Annotated in this window: 18 protein-coding genes, 1 tRNA gene and 1 pseudogene; 11 read left to right on the top strand and 9 right to left on the bottom strand. The window is 66.2% G+C overall.

The genetic code is table 11. The features are described 5' to 3' along the window. From NZM16_RS01650 to NZM16_RS13955, 8 genes and pseudogenes are all read left to right on the top strand, one after another. A partial coding sequence (locus tag NZM16_RS01650) for a hypothetical protein (RefSeq protein WP_295478075.1) occupies positions 1–254 on the top strand: 254 nt, incomplete at its 5' end. Between the two features lie 159 nt (positions 255–413). After that, entirely contained in the window at positions 414–2,732 is a 2,319-nt protein-coding gene (locus NZM16_RS01645) for a penicillin acylase family protein (protein WP_295478072.1), read from the top strand. 199 nt (positions 2,733–2,931) lie between these two features. Next, complete coding sequence (rtcA, locus tag NZM16_RS01640) at positions 2,932–4,014, top strand: RNA 3'-terminal phosphate cyclase (RefSeq protein ID WP_295478069.1); 1,083 nt, start codon at positions 2,932–2,934, stop codon at positions 4,012–4,014. Continuing rightward, positions 4,011–5,027, top strand: coding sequence for an MBL fold metallo-hydrolase (locus NZM16_RS01635; RefSeq protein WP_295451641.1), 1,017 nt, complete (start codon positions 4,011–4,013; stop codon positions 5,025–5,027). The genes rtcA and NZM16_RS01635 overlap by 4 nt, the downstream gene beginning before the upstream one ends. Continuing rightward, positions 4,978–5,271 carry a hypothetical protein gene (locus NZM16_RS01630; protein WP_295451638.1) on the top strand — a complete coding sequence of 98 codons (294 nt, stop codon included), beginning with the start codon at positions 4,978–4,980 and terminating at the stop codon, positions 5,269–5,271. The genes NZM16_RS01635 and NZM16_RS01630 overlap by 50 nt, the downstream gene beginning before the upstream one ends. A 145-nt stretch (positions 5,272–5,416) precedes the next feature. After that, positions 5,417–5,701 (top strand): hypothetical protein, encoded by a 285-nt coding sequence (locus NZM16_RS01625; protein ID WP_295451636.1) that lies wholly within the window; start codon positions 5,417–5,419, stop codon positions 5,699–5,701. A 157-nt stretch (positions 5,702–5,858) separates the two neighbouring features. Continuing rightward, positions 5,859–6,176 (top strand): EthD family reductase, encoded by a 318-nt coding sequence (locus NZM16_RS01620; RefSeq protein ID WP_295478066.1) that lies wholly within the window; start codon positions 5,859–5,861, stop codon positions 6,174–6,176. Beyond that, positions 6,173–6,649 (top strand): annotated as a pseudogene (locus NZM16_RS13955) (AAC(3) family N-acetyltransferase); the annotation flags it as partial. The gene NZM16_RS01620 and the pseudogene NZM16_RS13955, both read left to right, overlap by 4 nt. Before the next feature lie 100 nt (positions 6,650–6,749). On the opposite strand, the gene NZM16_RS01615 reads toward NZM16_RS13955, so the two are convergent. From NZM16_RS01615 to NZM16_RS01600, 4 genes are all read right to left on the bottom strand, one after another. Beyond that, complete coding sequence (locus NZM16_RS01615; protein ID WP_295478063.1) at positions 6,750–8,102, bottom strand: hypothetical protein; 1,353 nt, start codon at positions 8,100–8,102, stop codon at positions 6,750–6,752. Between the two features lie 11 nt (positions 8,103–8,113). Further along, complete coding sequence (locus tag NZM16_RS01610; protein ID WP_295478060.1) at positions 8,114–9,118, bottom strand: hypothetical protein; 1,005 nt, start codon at positions 9,116–9,118, stop codon at positions 8,114–8,116. A 91-nt stretch (positions 9,119–9,209) separates the two neighbouring features. After that, positions 9,210–9,470, bottom strand: a complete 261-nt coding sequence (locus tag NZM16_RS01605; RefSeq protein WP_295453236.1) for a cyclic-di-AMP receptor — start codon at positions 9,468–9,470, stop codon at positions 9,210–9,212. A gap of 13 nt (positions 9,471–9,483) precedes the next feature. Further along, positions 9,484–9,804, bottom strand: a complete 321-nt coding sequence (locus NZM16_RS01600; RefSeq protein WP_295453237.1) for a cyclic-di-AMP receptor — start codon at positions 9,802–9,804, stop codon at positions 9,484–9,486. A 356-nt stretch (positions 9,805–10,160) separates the two neighbouring features. Here NZM16_RS01600 and NZM16_RS01595 point away from each other — a divergent pair, with 356 nt between their 5' ends. Next, complete coding sequence (locus tag NZM16_RS01595; RefSeq protein WP_295453239.1) at positions 10,161–10,775, top strand: ElyC/SanA/YdcF family protein; 615 nt, start codon at positions 10,161–10,163, stop codon at positions 10,773–10,775. On the opposite strand, the gene glpX is transcribed toward NZM16_RS01595, so the two are convergent. Further along, positions 10,720–11,739: a class II fructose-bisphosphatase gene (gene glpX / locus NZM16_RS01590; RefSeq protein ID WP_295453242.1), complete on the bottom strand. Its 1,020-nt coding sequence runs from the start codon at positions 11,737–11,739 to the stop codon at positions 10,720–10,722. The two genes, NZM16_RS01595 and glpX, sit on opposite strands and share 56 nt — an antisense overlap. 461 nt (positions 11,740–12,200) lie before the next feature. On the opposite strand from glpX, the gene NZM16_RS01585 reads away from it, so the two are divergent. Continuing rightward, entirely contained in the window at positions 12,201–13,559 is a 1,359-nt protein-coding gene (locus NZM16_RS01585) for a PQQ-dependent sugar dehydrogenase (protein WP_295453245.1), read from the top strand. A 199-nt stretch (positions 13,560–13,758) separates the two neighbouring features. On the opposite strand, the gene NZM16_RS01580 is transcribed toward NZM16_RS01585, so the two are convergent. The 3 genes from NZM16_RS01580 to uvrC all read right to left on the bottom strand — a co-directional run bounded on the left by NZM16_RS01580 (position 13,759) and on the right by uvrC (position 16,995). Further along, positions 13,759–13,833: transfer RNA gene (locus NZM16_RS01580), tRNA-Arg, on the bottom strand. 110 nt (positions 13,834–13,943) lie between these two features. Continuing rightward, positions 13,944–15,089, bottom strand: coding sequence for a radical SAM family heme chaperone HemW (gene hemW, locus NZM16_RS01575; RefSeq protein WP_295478057.1), 1,146 nt, complete (start codon positions 15,087–15,089; stop codon positions 13,944–13,946). A gap of 25 nt (positions 15,090–15,114) precedes the next feature. Next, positions 15,115–16,995, bottom strand: a complete 1,881-nt coding sequence (uvrC, locus tag NZM16_RS01570; protein ID WP_295478054.1) for an excinuclease ABC subunit UvrC — start codon at positions 16,993–16,995, stop codon at positions 15,115–15,117. 218 nt (positions 16,996–17,213) lie between these two features. Here uvrC and NZM16_RS01565 point away from each other — a divergent pair, with 218 nt between their 5' ends. Next, positions 17,214–17,993 carry an ABC transporter ATP-binding protein gene (locus tag NZM16_RS01565; RefSeq protein WP_295478051.1) on the top strand — a complete coding sequence of 260 codons (780 nt, stop codon included), beginning with the start codon at positions 17,214–17,216 and terminating at the stop codon, positions 17,991–17,993. 14 nt (positions 17,994–18,007) lie between these two features. Here NZM16_RS01565 and NZM16_RS01560 read toward each other — a convergent pair whose 3' ends face one another. Beyond that, positions 18,008–21,307: a GAF domain-containing protein gene (locus NZM16_RS01560; protein WP_295478048.1), complete on the bottom strand. Its 3,300-nt coding sequence runs from the start codon at positions 21,305–21,307 to the stop codon at positions 18,008–18,010. Positions 21,308–21,850 lie beyond the last annotated feature (543 nt).

The raw sequence follows: 21,850 nt of genomic DNA, 5'->3' as shown, positions 1-21,850 counted from the left end.
GAACACTGCTCGTGGCAGAAGCGATCAATCGCAGAAGCGATCAATCAAAGCATCCCTATAACAAGGGGGCGATGGCGCAGGATGAGGACTTCGTGGTGGGCATGCGCCACAGATTAGCCGGGCCCGAATCCGATGATCATCTTACTGCAAGGGCCGAAGTCGGGGTAATCTACGGCATGAAGCCGTTCATGGATCCGGAGCACGAGCGAGTTGAGGGGGATTGTGGGCCCATGGCCGGCGGATATGGAAGATGAAATCCACACCAGCGGGTAGCTAAATCCTCGTCCATATCCGCAACACGACGGCGCCGATTGAGAAGAAGATCCCATCCCCGATCTTCTCAAAGCCCTCGAAGGGAAAGGGCGCCCGACAGCCGGAGCAAGCCTTCAAATCGCGATCGGCAGGAGGCAGTGATGGTTCGTTCCCGTTTCTTCCGCATGGAGGGACTTCAGGCCCCCGTGGAGATCCGGTTCGATGAATGGGGGATCCCCCACATCGAGGCGCGGACACTGACGGATCTGTTCTTCGCCCAGGGCTTCGTCCACGGGCACGATCGGGGGTGGCAAATGCGGTTCAACCGCCTGGTGGCCCTGGGCCGTCTCAGCGAGGTCTTCGGGCCGATGGGGCTGGAGATGGATCGCTTCGCCCGGGGGGTCGGATGGGCTGACCACGCGCGGGCCGGCTTGCAGCGGATCCCCGAAGATCAGCGAAGACTCCTCGAAGCCTATGCGACAGGGGTCACCGCTGCCTTCCGCTGCGGTCCCGTCGGGCCGGAGGACCGACTGGTCCCGTTGCCGGATTTCCCCTGGACCCCGGAGCACAGCGCGGCCTGGGGGCTGGTGGTGGCCTGGTCCCTCTCCTGGAACTGGGACAGCGAGCTGTGCCGGACGGCGATGGTCCGGGCCCTGGGGGAGCGGGCGGTAGATCTCGAGCCGGAGGCGATCTTCGGCGAGACGGCCCTCTTCCCCGAAACCCTGGGGATAGAGCCGATGGCGGAACGGCTCCTCGGGATGTATGCCGCGCTGGTCCGCTGGATCGGCCCCCGGGAGGGGATCGGCAGCAATAACTGGGTGGTGACGGGATCCCGAACGGCCACCGGGTTCCCGATCCTGGCCAATGACCCACATCTTCCTCTTTCGCTCCCCAGCCTCTGGTATGAGCAGCATCTGGTTTGCGAGCCGGAAGGGTTCGCCGTGGCCGGGGTGACAGTGCCCGGCCTGCCCGGGGTCGTGCTGGGGCACAACGAACGGATCGCCTGGGGGGCGACAGCGGTGATCGCGGACACCCAGGACTGGTTCATCGAGCGATTCGATCCGGAGGACCCGCTGCGCTATGAAACACCGGAGGGATGGGCCCGGGCGGGGATCCGGGAGATCGAGATCCAGGTCCGGGGAAGGCGCGCGCCGGATCGGTTCCGCATCCGGATCACCCGTCACGGCCCGGTGCTGACGGATGGGCTTCCCGAGTATGAGCCGGAAGGCATCCCCTGGCCGCACATCGGCCTGGCCCTGGCCTGGGCCGGGGCACAGGCGGAGACGTGGTTCGAGGCGATCCTCCGGCTCAATCGAGCGGAGAGCTGGGAGGAGTTCCGGGAGGCATTGCGGTGCTGGCCGGGTCCTGTGCTGAACTTCGTCTACGCGGACCGGGAAGGCCACATCGGCTATCAGATGGCCGGCCGGATCCCCATCCGGCGCAACGGCCACGGCCTGACCCCGGTTCCGGGCTGGAGCGGGGAATACGACTGGATCGGGGAAATTCCCTTTGAAGCGCTCCCCTCGGTCTTCGATCCACCGGAAGGGATCCTGGTGACGGCCAATCATCGCATCGTCGGGCCGCGCTATCCGCATTTCATCAGCGCCGAGTGGATGCCGGACCATCGGGCGCGGCGGATCCGGGAGCGGCTGGAATCCCTCCCCCGCCTCACCGCTGCGGATTGCCTCGCGGTTCAGACCGATGTGGTCTCGCTGGCCGCCCGGGAGTGGAAGCCGTGGCTGGCACAGGTGGAGCCGGCCGACGAGGAAGAGGCATGGTTGCTGTCGCAGGTCAAGGTGTGGGACGGGCGGATGGATCCCGAAGGAATTGCACCGACGATCGTGGCGGCGGTGGAGTGGGTGCTGTTGCGGAAGATCCTGGCCCCCCGGCTGGGGGCCGCCTGGCGTCGGTATCTGGGAGAACCTCTGAATGCCTTCCTGCCGGGCCACTCGTTCTATCGCACTGCCCCCCATGCGTTGCGGGAGATCCTCCGGCGCGGGGATCCCTTCTGGCTGGGGGAGCGCCCGGCGGGGGCGTGGGTCGCCGAGGCGTTCCGGGAAGCGGTTCAATGGTTGCGGAGGCGGCTGGGGAAGAACCCGGCTCGATGGACCTGGGGGCGGGTCCATCGGGTGACCCTCCGGCATGTGCTGGGCCAGATCCCGGTGCTGGCGCCGTTCTTCAACCGGGGCCCCTTCCCCTTAGGGGGCGACGGCGACACACCGCTGCAGGCGGGCTTTCAGGGGAATCAACTCGGCGGGCCTCTCGGGGCCTCGCCCTCATGGCGGTTTGTGGCGGATCTCCGGGATTGGGACCATTGTCTGGCTGTTCTTCCAGGGGGCCAGAGCGGCTCCCCCGCGTCCCGGCATTACTTCGATCAATTCCGCCTGTGGTATGAAGGGCGAGCGCGGCCGATGTTCTGGCGCCCGGAGACCGTCCGCGCCCACACGCGCAGGATGTGGCGGATGGAGCCGGCGGGGTGAGGGGCCGTCCACGAATGGGGCACGAATGCACGAATGGTTTCTTGCTGTAACGGTCTATCCTGGAGGACACCATAACAGGGGTCGTCTGGCTGAGCGCTTTTTTCTCCTCTGGGATTAGGGGGTGACTGGGCGACGGAGAAGCGCTACAATGGTGCCGGAGCACAACCATCGGCATCCTGTGGGAGGGCCTCGAGGGCCCATGGTGGTGCTGGACGGAAGCTATGGCGAAGGCGGCGGGCAGATCCTGCGCTCCGCCCTGGCTCTCTCCGCCCTAACGGGGCGGCCGGTGCGGGTGGAGAACATCCGGGCTCGCCGTCCCAACCCTGGCCTTCAGGCGCAACACCTGAGCGCCGTGAAAGCGGCGGCCATGCTCTGCCGTGCCCAGGTCCAGGGCGCCGCCCTGGGCTCAACCACGCTGACTTTTGTTCCCCAGTCCCCGCCTGTTCCGGGCACCTACACCGTGGACGTGGGGGCGGCCCGAGCGGGGGGCAGCGCGGGATCGGTCACGCTGATCCTACAGGCGATTCTGTTGCCCCTGGCCTACGCCCCTGGGACCTCGCGGGTGACGCTGCGGGGTGGCACCCACGTGCCCTGGAGCCCGCCGTTTCACTACGTGCGGGACGTGCTGTTGCCGTGTCTAAGCCGCATGGGGCTGCAGGCGGAGGTCCAGCTCGAACGCTGGGGTTGGTATCCAGTAGGCGGCGGCGAGATCCAGCTGTATGTGCACGGCCCTCTCGAGGGGGACGGGTTGTATCGACTGAAGCCGATCGCCCTGGACACGCGGGGCCCCCTCCGCCGATTATGGGGATGGGCAGCGGTCTCGAACCTGCCCGTGGAGATCGCCAGGCGGATGGCAGGGCGGGCGAACCGGTTGCTCCGGGAGGCTGGCCTCCCCGATGAGGTGGAGGCCATCCAGGCGGAGAGCCCGGGGCCAGGAGCGGGGATCTTTCTCATCGCCGAATATGCCCATATCCGGGCAGGCGCCTCCGCCTACGGCAAGAAAGGGGTGCCAGCGGAACGGGTGGCGGAGGAGGCGGTGGCGGAGTTGCTGGCCTTCCACCGATCGAACGCGACGGTGGATCCGCACCTGGCCGATCAGCTTATCCTTCCCCTGGCGCTCTCGCCTGGCGCTTCCCGCTTCTTTACGTCCTGCATCACCGGCCATTTGCTGACCAGCATCTGGGTGGCCTGTCATTTCGTGGGGGACCGATTTGAGGTCCGGGGGGAGGAGGGAAAGCCGGGCGAGGTGATCGTCCACCCCGTGGAGGAAGACCGGCGATGATCGAGATCGTCTTTCTGGGAACCTCTGCCTCCGCGCCGTCGATCCGGCGCGGGCTGCCGGCCCACGTGGTGATGTTCGAGGATCGACGATTCCTGGTGGATTGCGGGGAGGGCACCCAGCGGCAGTTGCTGAAGAGCGGACTGGGCTTTCGGCGTCTGGAGACCGTCCTCCTGACCCATGCGCATCTGGATCACATTCTGGGGCTGGCCGGGTTCCTCTCAACGGTGATGCGCTGGGAGATCCTCCCCCGGGTGGCGATCTATGGCCGTCGGGGGACCATCGAACGGGTCAAGGATCTCGTTTACCGGGTGGTCCTGCGGGGCGCGCGGCCGTCCATTGAGATCTCGTTTCACGTAATCGAACCCGGCCTTCTGTTCGATGATGAAAAGTTCAGCGTCTACGCCTTTCCGGTCCGTCACCGGGGAGGGGACAGCCTGGGCTATCTGTTCCGGGAGAAGCCGCGACGCCCCTTCCTGGTGGAGAAGGCGGAAGCCCTGGGGATCCCGCCGGGCCCGGAGCGGCGCCGCCTGGTGCAGGGCTATTCCATTACGTTGCCGGACGGCCGGGTGGTGACGCCGGAGGACGTGCTGGGGCCGCCGGTGGAGGGGGCCTCGCTGGCCCTGGTGGGCGATGCGGGACGGGTGGACGATCTGGTGGAAGAGGTGCAGGGAGTGGGAACTCTGGTGATCGAGGCCACGTATCTGGAGCCGGATCGCGATCTGGCCCGTCGTCACGATCACATCACCGCGGCGGAAGCGGGATGGCTGGCGCGGGCCGCCGGGGTGCGACATCTCATCCTGACCCACCTCTCGCGGCGGTATCGGGAGCGGGAGATCCGACAGGAGGCCCAGGCCTTCTTCCCCCACGTCTGGGTGGCGCGGGATTTCGATCGCTATCGGATCCTGAAGGATGGGCACCTGGAGGTGGAACGGGCGGAGGTTCATGAAATCGAGGAGGAACCGGATGTCCTTGCGGAAAGCGAGCGTGCTGGAGCTGGCCACCGCGGCGTATGAGCTGGAGGCCCGGGTATTGCGGGGCCCCCTCCGTCGCGATGCGGACGGCCGCTGGTGGGTCGGGGAGACGTCGGTGGAGGAATGGCTCTCCGCTTATGAGGGCCATGAGGCCGTTCTGATCCTGGCTTCCCTCTCGGAGGAAACGCCCGTGGCCCCACGGGTCTGCCGCACGTGCGGCCGGGAATACGTGGGCTGGGACTGCCCCCATTGTCGAGAGGTCCGTCGCCGCCTGCGGGGGCGATAGGCCTCCGGGGCATCCCCACCCCGGTCTGCCCGCTCTCAACCCTTCTGCTTCGCCTCCGGCGAATTCCAGCGGATGGGGCAGCCGGCGAGGCCATCCCCTCTCGCGATGAAATCCGATCGCCTCAGATGTGGCGATATCCGACGAGATGGGAGAGCTGTGTTCCGCCCACTACAAAAGCCTTCTGAAGATCCGCCGCCGGGCTGCCCGGCGGGATGCGATCGCCCTCAGCGTGCTCATCGGGATCATCTGGGCGGCCGGCCTGCTTTCCGGCGCCGTTGGGGAGAGCCGGGGTTTGTTCATGGTCGCGATGCTGATGCTCATCGGCGGGCTGGGGCTGAGCCGCGCCCTCCGGCGCATGGATCTCCTGGATCAGGCACTGGAGTGGATGGAAGGGATAGAACGTTCAGCGAATCACCGTGGAGGCCAGTGAACCTCCTCCGGCGAAGGCCTCTCCGTTGCGGAGAGGTGACTCGTTCTAAAAGGCGGCCCCGCCCGCACCATCTCTCCGCCCTCCAGACAGGTCTCTCTGCGCACGCGCCCGGGAATTTGCTTGCGACGCGAGGGGATGTGGCAGCAGGAGCCTGCGAATGGTGAAGGTGATCACCTTGTATCGAGCCCCGACCGACGCGGCGGCGTTCGAGCGGTGGTATGTGCAGCATCTGGCGCGCATCGAGCGCATCCCCCATCTCCGCCGACTGGAGGTCTCCCGGATCTGGGGGACGCCCATCGGCGCCTCGCCGTTCCATCTGATGGTGGAGATGTATTTCGACGATCGTCCCTCGATGGAGGCGGCGTTGCGCTCGCCGGAGGCGCTGGAGGCTTCAGCGGATCTCGCGCGCTTTATGGCCGGGCAGGTGCTGGTGATGTTCGCCGATGCGTTTGAAGAACAGCGAGCAGGGGACTGAGGAAACGCGCGGCGAGCGACAGGGCGCCCGGGCCGCCTTCTTACCCGGATTCCCTTTGGCGATTGCCCGATGTGCTTCGCAGTGACAGCCCTCATGCCTTTGCGGCGCGGGGACCAGCCGCAGCGATGATCACAGCCCCACACCCGGTCGATGTGCCGCATGGCCTGGATAGCCCGGTGGGCCGCGTCTACGAACTCGATGGGCATGTGCTCCTGCTGGGGGTGGGCCATGAGGCCAACACGACCGTTCATCTGGCCGAATACCTGGCGGGAGTTCGCTATCGCCGCAAGAAGCACGCAGTCATCCTCCGGGATGGTCAGCCCGTGCGGGTGGACTTTGAGGAGATCGACCATTGTTGTGAGAACTTCCGCCTGGTCGACGGATGGCTGGAGGCGAGGGGGTTGCAACGCCGGGGGAAGGTCGGCTATGGGGAGGCACGCTTGGCCCGTTCGCGGGACATCGTCCGGGTTGTTATAGAGCAATTACAACGTAATGAAACAATTTTCCTGCACCCGCCGGGTGTTGATGAACAGTGTGATGAGGCCTGGGCCAGCCTCTCTCGCGGATATCGGATCACTGCTCCTGAGAACGGCTGTCGAAGGCGGCCCCCTCGGCGGCCTTTCCACTTTCTAAATTCTGAGAAGAAAGGGGCAGAGATTCCGGAGACACCACAGGTTTCTCCCGGCGTCGCCGCCATTCCGTCCATCCCCAGCGGATCATTGCGGCGGGCCCGCCCATCGCGACGAAGCCCCAGAGGCTCAGGAGGATGGCTCCACTCCCCTGGGCCGTGAGCTGGCCGGGATCGGCCGGCCGACCCCATCCGGGAACTCCGACCACGCCGAGATCCGGGAGGCCCATAAAGGCCTCCCGTCCGACCTCGTTCCATCCCACCCCGGCCCGTCCATCCGCCAGGAATCCCACCCCCAGCAACCCCAGGACCCCGGCGATCCCATAAAGCAGGGCCAGGCTCTGGGGCGTCACGCCCCACCGGCGAAGACCATAGACCAGGGCCGGCGTCCCCAGGCCGATCAGGATGCCCCATCCCCAGGCCTGCCATGGGCCGGTGAAGGGGGCAGCGCTCATCCCGCTGATCCACCCTACGGCGACCGCCCGCAGGACCATCAACAGATCCACCTCCCGGGCGACCAGGCCTGTGTAAAGCCCGGCCCCCAGGGCGGCCCCCAAGACGCCCAGCCATCCGTTTCGGGCGAGCAGGGCGGAATCCAGGGCCGGTCGGGCGGCCGCGAGGGGATCGGTGGTCAGCCAGATGGTCCAACCGGCCCCGAAGAGCAAGCTCCCCCACGCCCCCATGAGGGGAAGATGAACGGGCGGGAAGACCCGCTCCGGGCTGGGCTGGCGGGGGGACCAGGGGAGCAGGAGCCCGAGGAGCGCGCCGCCGGAGAGGGCGAACAGAACCCCTGTCCCGGCGGGATCCACCACGCCGTGCCCCAGGTTCAGCGTCAGGCCCAGGCGGCTGAGCCAGCCATTCCCCCAGATCCAGTGCATCCCCAGGGGAAGCACCAGCCCGCCCAGCCCGGCCCCAGCCAGAGCCGCCGCTGTGGGCGGCCATCCCTCCAGCCCGAAGCCCAGGAGGATCGCGGCCGTCAGCACGGCTGGGGCGTAGTGCAGCCACAGGGCGGCTGGAGCCCCCTCAACCGGATGGAAGAAAAACCCGCTCAGCCCGATCAGACTCCAGAGGGGTTGGGGATCCGCCCCCAGGGTGTAAACGCGCCGCAGGGCTTGAAACTCCGGCCCTTCCACCCACAGGCCGATGCCGCCGAAGGCGAACCCGAATCCCACCAACCCCCACATGGTCAGCGCCGCCACCCCGGCGGCCAGACCCCGGGTCAGCGCCCGGCGCGCCTCCTCCTCCGACATGCCGGCCCACAGGATGGCCATCAGCCCCATCGGCCACAGCCAGCTCATCCCCTCCATCGTCATCCCTCCACCACCGCTTCCACCCGTAGCGCGTGGAGCACCCGATCGATCGGATGGATCAGTGTGGTGGTCTCCGAGCCTGCGAAGAGCAGGCCGACCAGGCGGCCGTTCAGGTCCAGGATGGCCGACCCGGAGTCACCGGGGGCGCTCATGGCCCCCGCCATCACCTGGCCCTGGAACGTCGCCACTCGCCCGTCGTAGTCCACGTTCGCCGTGACGTCCACCTGGATGATCCGTCCGCGGGTATACCGGGTGGTTCGCCCGAACTTCTGAACCTCCATCCCCAGGGTGGGTGTCGCGACTCCCTTGGGGATGCCGATCTGGAGGATGGCGGGGGTGATGTCGTTCGAGCGGAAGGGGCGCGCGATGGCCGCGTCGACCTCGTTGATCGCGGCCTGTCTTCGGACTGCCTGGAGGCGGTGGGAGGAGCCGATGAGGCGCAACAGCTCGTTCAGCCACCGCACGAAGCGCTCCACCCACGGGCAGGCGGCGGGCTCATCGCCGAACCGGATGGGGACGAACTCGGCCAGCTCGGCGATCTCATCGGCCACGGTCCCGCCATCGACCGGGCCGGGCTGTCGAATGCGATCGCCCGGCCGACCGCGGTTGGTTGCTGCCAGGACGTGGTTGTTGCTCAGGATGAACACCTCGCTCCCGCGGCGCACCAGGCAGCCGAAGGTCCCCGCGGTGACCAGTGGGTGGCCGATGGAGACACCGGGGGGCGCTGGCCGATAGCGATGGGTGGGATCCTGAAAGGCGCGAAACCGCCCGGTCTCCACCACATCCGTGGGGAAGCCATCCAGCGTAGGGGGGATCAGGTCAGAGGGGGCCAGTTGTGCGGCGGGGAGCTTTCGTTCCACCGAGACGACGACGCTGAGGATGTCCAGAATCTGGCCTCCTTTCACTTTATAGCCGATCCCGACGCCGACGACGTTGCGGCGGGTGAGCAGGCGGGGAAGATGGGTGGCTTTCACCTGGGCCAGCGGCTGCCATTCGGGCATCATCGGGCTGCTCCTTCGAGTCGGATGTTTTGGGGCATGGAGCGCGCCGAAGGCGCCCGCCATGCCCCAAGAACTTCTCAAAGCCGATGAAGCGCTAAAAGCGCTCGAATCCGGCCACATTCAACACAATGGCGATCCCCCCTGGATCTCCCCGGATCTGCCGCCGGGCTTCCCGCAGAAGGTGGAGGGCGGTTTCCACCTGTTCGTCCTCCGCGCCGATGAGCAACGTCGTGTTGCCGCGGCGCAGGAAGCCGCCGGTGGAGGCCAGATGGGTCACCCGATAGCCCTGCGCCACCAGCCGGTCGGAAGCCAGCGTAGCTGCTTTCTCCGGCAACACGGCGAGGATCAGCTTCATGGCTCCCGGCCTCTCAAAGGGTTTCGAAATGCTCCACATCCAGGACGAAGATCGTGGCCCCGCCGACTTCAACCTCAATCATATGGGCCTGTAGGAGCCCGGTCGCCTCCACCGCCACCGGCAGATAGCTGGTTCGGGTCCGGCAACAGCGCCGCAGGATCTCCACCACCTCCGGGACCTGAATGTCCTCCACCCCGACCAGAAGCGTGGTGTTCCCCTGGCGCAGGAACCCGCCCGTGGAGGCGATCCGGGTCACCCGATAGCCGCGATCCACCAGCGCTTGGATCGTGGCAGGGGCATCTTCGTCCTGGATAATGGCGAGGATCAGCTTCATCGGGCCCGCTCCCGGATTGGGCTGAAGCATTTTACGCCCATTGTAACACAGCGGGCCTCCTCGGCGCGCAGCCCGTCTCCTCCAGATTTCCCGGCGATCTTCCGACAGGCCCTCTCGGCTTCCAAAGGCTTCGAGAAGGGTGGCCTCCTCTATCGATGGCCGTTCATTATTCCCCAGGAAGCGAAACATGTATACTTTTTGTTGTTCCGATCCCTCTGAATCGATCGGAGGGATTGCCCCTCTCCATGCCCGTTACGGCACGATGAGAAAAGCTGCTGAGGCAGGAAGATTGCCGAGGGCAGCTTCCGGGCCCCTGGGAACTCTCTCCAGGAGAGAACTCATCCAGGACGTTGCGTATGCGCTGGGGACGTGTGGGAGTGCTCATTGCGCTGGTTGTGGCAACGCCGCTGCTGGCCCGCCTCTATCTATGGCTTCGAGGTGCGCCGCGCATTTACGAGCGGCCCGAAGAGGTTCCGGCGCAGCCCGTGGCTCTGATCCTGGGCGCTGGCCTTCGGGCCGATGGATCCCCCACCACCGTTCTGGCCGATCGGGTTCGGGTGGGCGTGGAGTTGTATCGCCTGGGGAAAGTGAGGGCCCTGCTCCTGAGCGGCGATGGGCGCTCCTCCCCCTACTATAACGAGCCGGAAGCGATGCAGCGCCTGGCCCTCCACCTTGGGGTCCCCGAACAGGCCCTCCGGGTCGACCCGGAGGGCCTGCGGACGCTGGAGTCATGCTGGCGGGCGCGGGAGGTCTTCGGCTTCACCCGCGCCGTGGTGGTGACCCAGCGTTTCCATCTGGATCGGGCCCTGTGGCTGTGCGATGCCGTGGGCATCGACGCCGTAGGGCTCGCCGCTGACCGCTCCCCCTATGGACCCCGCCGGCTCTGGTGGGCCGTGCGGGAGATCCCCGCTTCCCTCAGCGCGCTGGTGGAGGGGCTTCTCCTGCGCCTCGGTCGTAGGGATAGCCGCTGATCCGCATCAGCTTGTCCCATCGGTGATAGGCTTCCACGAACCGGATGGTCCCGGATCGGGAGCGCATTACGACCGAGTGGGTTCGGGCGCCATCCCCGGTGTAGCGAACCCCTCGCAGGATCTCCCCATCGGTGATGCCGGTGGCGGCGAAGAAGATATTATCCCCCTGGACCAGATCGTCGGCGGTGAGGACCTGCTGGAGATCATACCCCATCTCCGCCGCGAAGCGGCGTTCCTCCTCGTTGCGGGGCCACAGCCGGGCGTGGATTTCCCCGCCCAGGCATTTCAGGGCCGCGGCGGTGATCACTGCCTCCGGCGATCCGCCGATCCCGACCAGCACATCGATGCCGGAATCGGGGAAGGCGGTCATCAGGGCGGCGGAGACATCGCCGTCGGTGATCAGCTTGATGCGGGCGCCCGCCGCCCGGACCTCGCGGATCAGATCGGCGTGGCGGTCGCGTTCCAGGATCACCACGGTGAGGTCATCGACATCCTTTCCTTTCGCCCGCGCGATCCGCCGCAGGTTCTCGGCGATGGGCGCATCGAGATCAATGACCTCGCGGGCCTCCGGGCCGACGGCCAGCTTGTTCATATAGACGATCCGCCCCGGGCTGAACATGGTGCCCCGCTCGGAGAGGGCCACCACGGCGATCGCCCCCGGGCGGCCCAGGGCGAGCAGGCGGGTGCCGTCGATGGGATCGACCGCCACGTCCACCTCGGGCGGGCGGCCGTTCCCGATGCGCTCGCCGTTGTAGAGCATCGGGGCTTCGTCTTTCTCCCCCTCGCCGATCACTACGACCCCATCCATGTCGATAGAGCGGAGCATCAGCCGCATGGCCTCCACCGCCGCTCGATCCGCCGCGTTTCGATCCCCCCGGCCCATCCAGCGGCCCGCCGCGAGGGCCGCCGCCTCGGTCACCCGGACCAGCTCCAGGGCCAGGTTGCGATCCGGTTCCTGCGCCATCTCGACCTCCTGGTTCGGAGTTGGGCGCCACGCTTAACGCCTATCATAATGCAAACCTGGGCTTCGGATTCGAGGCAACCCGCGCCATCGATCGGCAAGGCGCTTTGGAGGTCAGGCGGCCTACCCGCCTCCCCAACCCTCCATGGCGATCCACCGTTTTCGTAAGCGACATCGGATGCGCCGCCTGCGCGGGCAACTTGCCCTCCGGGCTTCTCTCTCTTAAGGTAGAAAGATCTCCCCCTCGCGGCCCGTGTCGCTGTGGAGGGAGGCTCGCCCGGCATGGACCCCTTAGGAGGCTCAACGGACGATGGCCCTGGCGATGGGGAATTTCCATCCAGGAGTGTTATCGCTTCAACGGCTTCGAAAGGGATGAGGAACGATGGGGTTCAGCTGCCCGCTCCTCTCGTTTTCATCCTTCTCTCCCCCAGCGAGAGCTGCGGGAAAGTGAAAGGAGGCTCGGCATGGTTTGGAATCGATCCGCGCGCTGGATCCGCACGGCGCTTCTGGGAGGCATCCTCACCGCCTGCCTGGGGGTCTCGCGGACCGTGACCCCTCCCTTTCTGGCGACCACGGCGCCGCCAGCAGCGGCGTCTCCTGCGGCGAGCACCGTTCCCCTTTCCCCCACCCTGTTCCTCCCTCTAGTTACTCGCACCGCTCTCCCCCTTCCACCTCCCGATGAGGCCAGCCGCCGGTTAACGGTCCCCGCTGGGTTTGCCATCCGGATCTTCGCGGAAGGGCTTGGGGGGAAGGCGCGCTTTATGGCCTTCGGACCGGATGGCGCCCTCTACCTCACGCTGATGAACGCCGGGCGCATCGTGCGCCTGCCGGATCGCGATGGGGATGGCCGGGCGGATCGGGTGGAGGTGGTGGCCGAGGGCTTGAACCTGCCCCATGGCATCGAGTGGCGCGATGGCTGGCTCTACGTCGCGGAAGGGGATCGCGTCGAGCGGCTGCGAGATGGGAACGGTGACGGATACCTGGAGATCCGGGAGCTTGTCACCGATCACATCCCCTCTCCCCGAGGGCATGTCAGCCGGACCCTCCACTTCGGCCCGGACGGCAAGCTCTATGTGAGCGCTGGATCTTCCTGCAATATCTGTGAGGAAGACGATCCCCGGCGGGCGGCCCTCCTTCGTTTCAACCCGGACGGCACCATCCCGTCCGATAATCCGTTCGCCAGCGATCCGGATCCCCGCCGCCGCCCGCTCTGGGCCTGGGGGCTTCGCAACAGCGTGGATTTCCTGTGGACGCCGGATGGAACGCTGTGGGCGAACCACAACGGCAGCGATGGGATGGGGGATGATCTTCCCCCGGAGGAGATCGTCATCGCGGTCCAGCGCGGACGGCACCATGGGTGGCCGTATTGCTACACCCCGGGGCTGGGGCCCAACCTGCCTCCGGATCAGCGGGCGGAGGTGCGGGATTCCCGCATGGCGCTCCCTCCCAACTTCACTTGCGCCGACGCGGTCCCGGCCCTGTTCACGGATCTCGCCCACAGCGCCCCGCTGGGGATGGATACGGGAGCGCGGGCGGCATTCCCGCCGCAATATTGGGACGATCTCTTTGTGGCGTATCACGGATCGTGGAACACCAGCCTTCCGAACGCGCGGGATTGCAAGGTGCAGCGGATCGTGGTAGAGAACGGACGTCCAGTGCGCAGCGAGGACTTCGCGAACGGATGGCGGGCGCCGGGCAAGATGTGCGGGGATCCAGCGACCTGGGGACGCCCGGCCGATGTCCTCTTCGGCCCCGATGGGGCGATATATATTTCAGACGATCACGGAGGGCGGGTTTACCGGGTGGTCTATACCGGACCGTAAGAAGGCCGGAGCTCATGTCGCGCCCCCGTCCAATCCGGCAACGCTATGGACAACTTCCGAGCTCTCCTGCGGGTTTGGGGGCTGGGGCGCCGCCGAAGGCGGTCTCACCCGCCCGAAATCCATGCCTTCATCCATCAGCCAGTGAAACGCCCCCTAAAATCACAGGGCGACCCATCGGAAGATGGGTCGCCCTGCCTCAAGCCCCCAGCGGGACTCGAACCCGCGACCTTTGGCTCCGGAGGCCAACGCTCTATCCAGCCTGAGCTATGGGGGCCTGTCCTGATTTAAATTTAGCGCGACCGGATGGATCTGTCAACGGGAGCGCTCGCGGCGCAGGCCGTCCAAGGCGGCTCGCCGGCCATCGCTCCCTTCCCATCCCCAGCGCTACAGGAAGCGCCAGAACACCTGGTTCCCCAGCATCGACCCCCGCCCGGTTAGCCGCAGCCGCGCGCCATCCCACCGGACCAGCCCCAGCTCCTCCAGCTCCCTCACCACCGATCCGTAGACCTCCAGGATCCCCTGGCCGAAGCGGGCGCGGAACCGCGCGTCCTCGATGCCTTCCTCCACCAAGCGCAGGCCCAGGATGACCATCTCGGCCATCTGGGTGCGGGGATGGAGGGTCTCCTCCTCCGCGATGGGGCTCTCCCCTTGCTCGATCCGGCGGATGTAATCCTTCGGATGAAGCGCATTCACCCAGCGACGGCCGTCGATGAAACTGTGAGCGCCGGCGCCGAAGCCGATATAGGGCTCGTAGCGCCAGTAAACCATGTTGTGCCGGCTCTCGTAGCCCGGCCGGGCCCAGTTGGAGATCTCGTAGTGGCGGTAACCGGCTTCCGCCAGGCGTTCTCGCGCCTCCTCATACATCTCCGCCGCCAGATCTGGGTCTGGCATCGGAACCCGCCCCTCCCGGATCCAGCGCTGAAGGGCTGTGCGCTCTTCGACCATCAGGGCGTATGCGGAAAGATGTTCGGGGCGCAGCGCCAGGACGGCCTCCAGCGTTTCCTGCCAGCGGGCGAGGGTCTGGCCCGGGAGCCCGTAGATCAGATCCACGTTCAGGTTCGTGAACCCGGCCGCGCGGGCCATCGCGATGTGCGCGCACGCGTCCTCAAACGTGTGATCCCGCCGCATCAGATGCAGCTCCTCATGGTGGGCGCTCTGCACCCCGAAGCTGATCCGGTTCACCCCCAGCCGCCGCACCTCCTCCAGGTAGGCCACCGAAAGGCCGCTGGGGTTCGCCTCCATCGTGATCTCTATGCTGGGGGGAATGCGGAACGCCGTGTGGAGCGCTTCGAACAAGCGCGCCAGCAGGGGAAGGGGCAACAGAGAGGGGGTTCCCCCGCCGATGTAGATCGTGCGCGCGAGGGGCTGCCCGGCCTGCTCGCCGAAGCGGCGGATCTCCTTCCCCAGCGCCTCGATGTAGGGGGCGAACCAGCGCTGCATGCCGGCATAGATGTTGAAATCGCAATAGCTGCAGCGCCAGCGGCAGAAGGGGATGTGAATGTAAATGGCCAGAGCCTCCGGGAATTCCATGCGGGCGCCGTTTCCCTTGCTTCCCTCATCCCAGGGCCGCCTTCAACCGTTCGGCCACCCCGCGGGGGAGCCCCGCTTCCACCAGATCTTCCACTGAAGCTTCCCGGATCCCCTCCAGGGAGCCGAAGCGCTCCAGGAGCATCCGGCGCCGCTTCGGCCCAATGCCCGGGATCGACTCCAGCATCGAGCTCAGGGAGAGACGCTCCCGGCGGCTTCGGTGATGGCTCAGGGCGAAGCGGTGGGCTTCGTCCCGGATGCGCTGGATCAGGAAGAGGGCGGGCGCATGGCGTTGCAGGAGCAACCCCTCGGAGCGGCCGGGCAGGAAGAGTTCCTCTCGTTCCTTGGCCAGGGCGGCCGCCGGGACCCGCTCCTGCAGCCCGAAGGCCTCCAGGACCTCCAAGGCGATCCGGAGCTGGCCTTTTCCGCCATCCACCAGCAGAAGATCAGGAAGCACCGCGAAGCTCTCATCCGGCTTCTGACCGGGGAGCCGTTGCGGGGAAGTCGCCTCCTGCCAGCGGCGGAAGCGCCGGGTCAGCACCTCCCGCATGCTGGCGTAATCGTCCGGCCGCCCCTGCACCGTGCGCACCACGAAGCGGCGGTAATGGGCTTTCAAGGGGACGCCGTGGACGAAGACCACCATGCTGCCCACCACCGCGGTCCCCTGGGTGTTAGAGATGTCGAAGCCCTCGATCCGGGCTGGAGGCGCGGGGAGGCCCAGGGCCTCCGCCAGCTCCTTCAGGGCCGCCTCCTGGCGATGGCGGTCCGCCTGCCAGCGGGCCCGAAGGGCGTTCAGGGTCTCCACCGCGTTCTCCGTGGCCAGCCGCACCAGCTCTGCCGCCTCCCCTTCCCGGGGCACCATCAGCGTTACGGCGTCGCCCCGTCGCTGGCGAAGCCACTGCTCGATGATCGACGCTTCCTCGATGTGCTCCGGCAGCACGATCTCCGGGGGAACCTCGGCGGCGGCCTGATAGAACTGTTTGAGGAACCCGGCCAGCGCCTCCTGGAGATCGGCTTCCTCCAGGCCCTCCAGGACGAAATACTCCCGCCCAATCAGCCGCCCCTGGCGGATGAAGAAGACCTCCACACAGGCCTCCCCGTCGGCGCGGGCGATGGCGATCACATCCCGGTCGGCAGTCACGGTGGAGACCACCTTCTGGCGTTCCATCACCTGCCGGATCGCCCGCAGGCGGTCCCGCAGCTGGGCCGCCCGCTCGAACTGGAGGGCTTCCGCCGCCGCCCACATCCGGGATTCCAAGTCGCGAACCACCTCCTCGGTGTGGCCTTCCAGGAAGCGGATCAGCCCTTCGATCATCGCCCGGTATTCCGCCTGGCTCACCGCCCCGATGCACGGACCCAGGCACCGCTTCAGGTCGTAATACAGACACGCCCGCCGGTCCTGCCCAGTGATCGTCCGATCACAGGTCAGGTAGGGGAAGATGCGCCGCAGCTCGTCCAGCATCTGATAGACAGCGTTGGCGGAGGTGTAGGGCCCGAAATAACGGGCGCCGTCGTTTTCAATCCGCCGGGTGATCGTGACCTTGGGGTAGGGATCTTGAACGGAGACGCGGATGTAGGGATAGCGCTTGTCATCCTTCAGGCGGACATTGTATTTCGGCCGGTGCTTTTTGATCAGGTTGGCTTCCAGGATCAGGGCCTCGAGCTCCGAATCCGTCACGATGAACTCCAGGTCTGCGATCTCCTGGACCATGCGGCGGGTCCGGGGCGAGAGATCGGCGCTGTTCTGAAAATACGAACGGACCCGCTGGCGAAGCGAGACGGCCTTGCCGACGTAAAGGATCTCCCCGTGGGCGTTTCGGAAGAGGTAGACGCCCGGCCGCCCCGGCAGGGCGCGGAGCTTCTCCTCCAGGCCCCTGTCTTCGCGGGTTCCTGTCTTCGGATCCATCATCGGGGAGTCTCCACCGGCTCGCGGGGTTCGTAGAAATTTTGCGTCCCCCTGTCGATTTGTGCCAGAATCCCTGGGGACCACGAAGGGTCACCACAAAGGGTCACGAAGGTTCACAAAGGTTTACGAACCGTGTAGATGAGTTTTTCGCTTCCTGACATCCCTTGTGTGCCCTTAGTGTCCTTCGTGGGATGATCCTGTCGGGCTGGAGATCTCGTTCGATGATCGAGGTGGAAAGGATCTGGTTCGGATACGGGGGACAATGGCTTTTCCAGGATTTCTCATGGTCCGTGGCGCGGGGGGAAGCCTGGGCGATTATCGGCCCTTCCGGATGCGGCAAGACCACGCTGCTTTATCTGCTGGCCGGCCTCCGCCAGCCGCAGCGCGGCGCGATCCGGATCGATGGGCAACCGCTCCAGCGGCCGCGCCCCCGCACCGGCCTGATCCTCCAGGACTACGGCCTGCTCCCCTGGGCGACGGTGTGGGAGAACGTGGCCCTGGGCCTGCGCATCCGCCGGTTCTACGGGCCCGATGGGCGTCATGCCCCGGTGGATGCGCCGGTGGCCGATATCGCCGGGCCAGTGAACGCATGGCTGGAGCGCCTGGGGCTGGCCGCGGTGCGGGATCGGTATCCGGGGCAGATCTCCGGAGGCCAGCGCCAGCGGACGGCCATCGCGCGGGCCTTAGTGCTGAAGCCGGATCTGTTGTTGATGGATGAGCCCTTCGCCTCGCTGGACGCGCCCACCCGGGAGGATCTTCAAGAGCTCACGTGGCGGCTGAAGGAGGCGGAGGCCCTGACCCTGATCCTGGTCACCCACAACATTGAAGAGGCGGTCTTCATGGGGCAGCGGATCCTGATCCTGGGCGCCCCGCCCCACACGCGGCCGGAGGTGGTGGAGAACCCGGGGGCTGGCGATCCCTCCTTCCGCCAAGCCCGCGCTTATTGGAAGCGGGTGGAACAGTTGCGCCAGGCCCTGCGGGTTCCGGATGCGCGAGGATAGACGGCGCGAACGGCTTAGATCCCTCCCAGAGGGATCTCCAGCATGGCCTCCGTGCCCCGGGGGAAGCGTGGACGCAGACGCAGGCGCCCGCCGTGGGCCTCGGCCACCGCCCGGGCCACCGCCAATCCGATCCCCATCCCCCCAAATCGCCGCGTCGTCCCCCCATCGACCTGATAGAAAGGTTCGCCAACCCGCTCCACGGCTTCCTCCGGAATCCCTACCCCTTCATCTCGCACGAGGATCCGGGCCGTTCCGCCCTCCGTCCTCAGTTCCACCTCGATCCGTCCTCCATTCGGAGAGAACTTCACCGCGTTGTCCAGAAGCTCTCCGATCGCTCGCGCCAGCCCCTCCGCCTCCCCAACCGCCCAGACGGCCTCGGAGGGAAGCCGCAGTTCCAGTCGATGTCTCTCTGGATCCAGCCGCAGTTGGGTCATCCGCGTCACGGTCTGGATCAGCTGTCGCAGGTCCAGGGGTTGACGCGTGAACTTCCCCCCTCGCACAATCTGCAGCGTGAGCAACAGCTCCACATAGCGGTGAAGCTCCCCCAGCCGGCTCCGGCTGGCCTGGAGCGCCTCACGCTGATCCGGGGTCAGCGAGCCGAAGGCGCCGTCGAGCAGGAGATCGAGATAGCCCATCGCCACGGCCAGGGGGGTGCGCAGCTCATGCGAGACGTTCTGGATCATCTGTTCCCGGGCGGCCAGCGCTTCTTCAAGGGTGCGATTCAGGGCCTCCCGCTGCGCCACCGTCTGTCGGAGCGCTTCCACCAGGCGCGCGCTGGCGATCCCCGCCGCCAGCAGATCCGCAAGGCTCTCCAGAAGATCCTGCGTCTCCGAATCGAACGTCCGACGCTTCCGCCAGATCACGTGCAACACCCCTAATCGCTCTTCGCCCCGTTGCAGGGGAAGCGCCGCATGGCTCCGGATCCCTTCCCGTTCGACGATCTGGCGGCTGGCCGGCGGGTAGGGATAACGGGCGCAATCTTCCACCCAGAGAGGCTCCCCTCGCGCGGCCACCCGGCCGGTGATGGTCTCTTCGGCCTCCTGAGCCGAAGCCCGGACGATCGGCGCGGCGGAATATCCTTTTTCTATGATCAGACGCAGTTGTTCCGGATCTGCTTCATCCGTCACGTAAACGCTGGCCCCGTCGGCGGGAAGGTGGGTCAGGATCTCATCCAAAGCGCGGCTCAACAGAGTGGGAAGATCCTGGACCTCGGCCAGCGCCTGGGCCGTTTGATAAAGGACGTGCAGTCGATCCGCCTGGGCCTGGAGGATGCCGATCATCCGGAACCGTTTGAGGGCATCCGCCAGTTGATGGGCCGCCGTCTCGGCCAGGCGGATCTCCTCGAGCGTGAAGGCGTGGCGTTCGCGGACGTGATCGATGCCCAGGGTGCCCACGATCCAGTTCCCCATCCACAGCGGGACGATCAGGACCGAACGGACATGCACCCGTTCCAGCAGAGAACGCACCGGCGCGATCCGCGGGTCGGTGGCCACATCCTCGATCGCCAGGGGCCGTTGCTCCTGGAGGATCCAGGCCATGGAGGGATTGCCCTCAATGGGGATGCGCTCGCCCAACCCCGAAGGGGTGCCGATGGGGTTGTATTCCGCTACCACCGTCAGGTGCTTGCCGGAGGGGGTGATCAGCGCAATGGCGCCGCGATCCGCCCTCATGACGGTGACCAGTTCCCGGATGGCGGTGGTCAGCAGCTCGTGCAGATCGCGAGCCCGGTTGGCCTGAAGCGCCAGGCGATTCAGGAAAGCCAGTTCCTCTGCCCGACGGGCCGCGGCCTCATGCAAGGCCGCCCGCTCCAGAACCAGCCCAACCGCCTGGGCCGCCGCCTCCAGGAACCATCGCTCCTCTTCCGACCAGGCCCGCGGCTCGCGGGTCCCCACGAGGAGGCCCCCAGCCCATTGGCCCTCCCGCATCAGGGGGAGATAGGCCACCGAGCAGATGCCTGCGGTTTCCAGAACAACCGCCAGGGGGCTTGGAATTGCTTGCCCATCCGGAAACCACCAGAAGCGCTCCAGGGGCAGGCCGGAGGCTTGTAGCGTTTCCCGAAAATCCAGGGGGAGAGAGACCGACCATCCCCGGTGGGCTCGAAGGGGGGATCCCTCCAGGCGAGGGCGGAACTCCATCCATCCCCAGGAAAGGCCCAGAGCCTCCAGCAGGGTTTCCAGCCCCACCTCCAGCATCTGTTGAAGCTGAGGCTGGGCATGAGCCATTCGAAGGAAGAGGGAAGTCAGAGCCCGTTGTCGGGAAGCATGACACTCCATGGTTGTGACCATCTGCCGGAACGCCCCCGCCAGCGCTCCAAACTCCTTCCCTCTCAGTTCAGAAAGTAAATGGAGCGCTTGAGAATCCCCCGCTACAAGCTGGGAGGCCGCATCGATGAGCTTCCGGATCGGCCGCCGCACAGCCCATTCCGTCCCGATGTAGGCGCCGGTCAGCAGCAGAGCCAGCAACCCGCCCAGGACCGCGAGGTCCCCCTGAAGCATACGGTTCGCCTCGGCGAACAACGTGCGGGTTGGGATTTCAACCACCAGCGTGAGCTCCCCGGGGCGAACCGGCATAATCAGTGCGATCCACGGCTGTCCATCCGGGCCCTGGTGGATTGGGCGGCCGGGCTCCCCGGAGCGGGCGGCAGAGATCACGAAGGACTCCGGAAAGCGGGTTCCCGGAGAGGGCTCGCCCTCCGGCCAGCGCGCCAGGATCGTCCCTTGAACATCCAGGATGGCGCTCCAGGCCCCGGAAGGAAGAGGGAACAGGGCCAGGAGCTCGTTGAGTTCCTGTAATTCGATCGCCGCAAAGAGGACTCCCCAGATCTCGCCGCTGGGCTGGAGGAGGGGAACCCCGAAGACCAGGACGGGCTTGTCTGTGATGCGGCCGATCTGATACTCCCCTACGGAGAACGCGGCCGTCTCCAGCGCCCTTTGAAACCATCGGCGGTCGGCGACGTTCACCGGGCCGGGAGGTGGGACTGCACTGCAACGGATATCTCCGGCTTGATCCGCCACGCCGAGGTTCACATAACGGGGAAAAAGCGCCCTCAGCTCGGCCAGACGCTGAGCGCAGGCTGTGGGGTTCTGAAGGGCCTGCTGGACTTCCGGGAGCTGGCTCAGCCGCATCAAGAAGCCGGCGGTTTCGGCCTCTTGGCGTTGCAGGATCTCGCGGCCGTGGCCGGCCAGCTGTTCCAGGCTCTGGAGGGCGCGATCGATCTCCTGGGCCCGTCGGCCCTCTGCCCGGAGGATCGCCAGCGCAAGGGCCGGCATCAACAACAGCAGGATGACGAAACTGACGCGAACCCGAAGGCTCATTCCGCTATATGCTCCTGAGGCTTTCCGATCCATCGGACGGAAGCTCACCCATCTCGCAACGGCTTGTGCAGCGCAGGGCGCCTTCAACGTCCGGCATCGAATAAGCAGGACTCCTCGGCTTTCCATCACATCTCTCATCGGAGCCCTTTAGAGAAGGCTTTTTCGCCCCTCCCTGCATGGTTTAACGTCTAAGACCTGCCGGAGGATCCCAAGCCGATGAGAATGTTAGTTGAGTTTTATGAAACTTGCCAGTGTTGGGATGATGGGTTACCCCGTTTGCTTCCTCGGGAAATCTTCTATCCCCTCCCCATGGCCCCGGGGGCCGTAAGGAAGGGATACGAGGGGTGAGGCTATTCTACTCGTCGGACTCTACTCGGTCGGACTGCGGGAAGAGATGTGGGATCAAGGGAAGCGGCTTGCCTCCGATTATGATCCAGCACCGGCGATGGAACCGGCCTGGATGTTCATCGGTTTTCCTGTTCTCAGATGGATCCGCCAGGTTCCTTTGTCTTGCGAAGGTAACACCAGGGACGAATGAGATCA

Source organism: Thermoflexus sp., assembly GCF_025055495.1.
GTDB lineage: Bacteria > Chloroflexota > Anaerolineae > Thermoflexales > Thermoflexaceae > Thermoflexus.
Note: the sequence above shows the minus strand (reverse complement) of the source record. Positions and strands in the feature narration are given on the sequence as shown.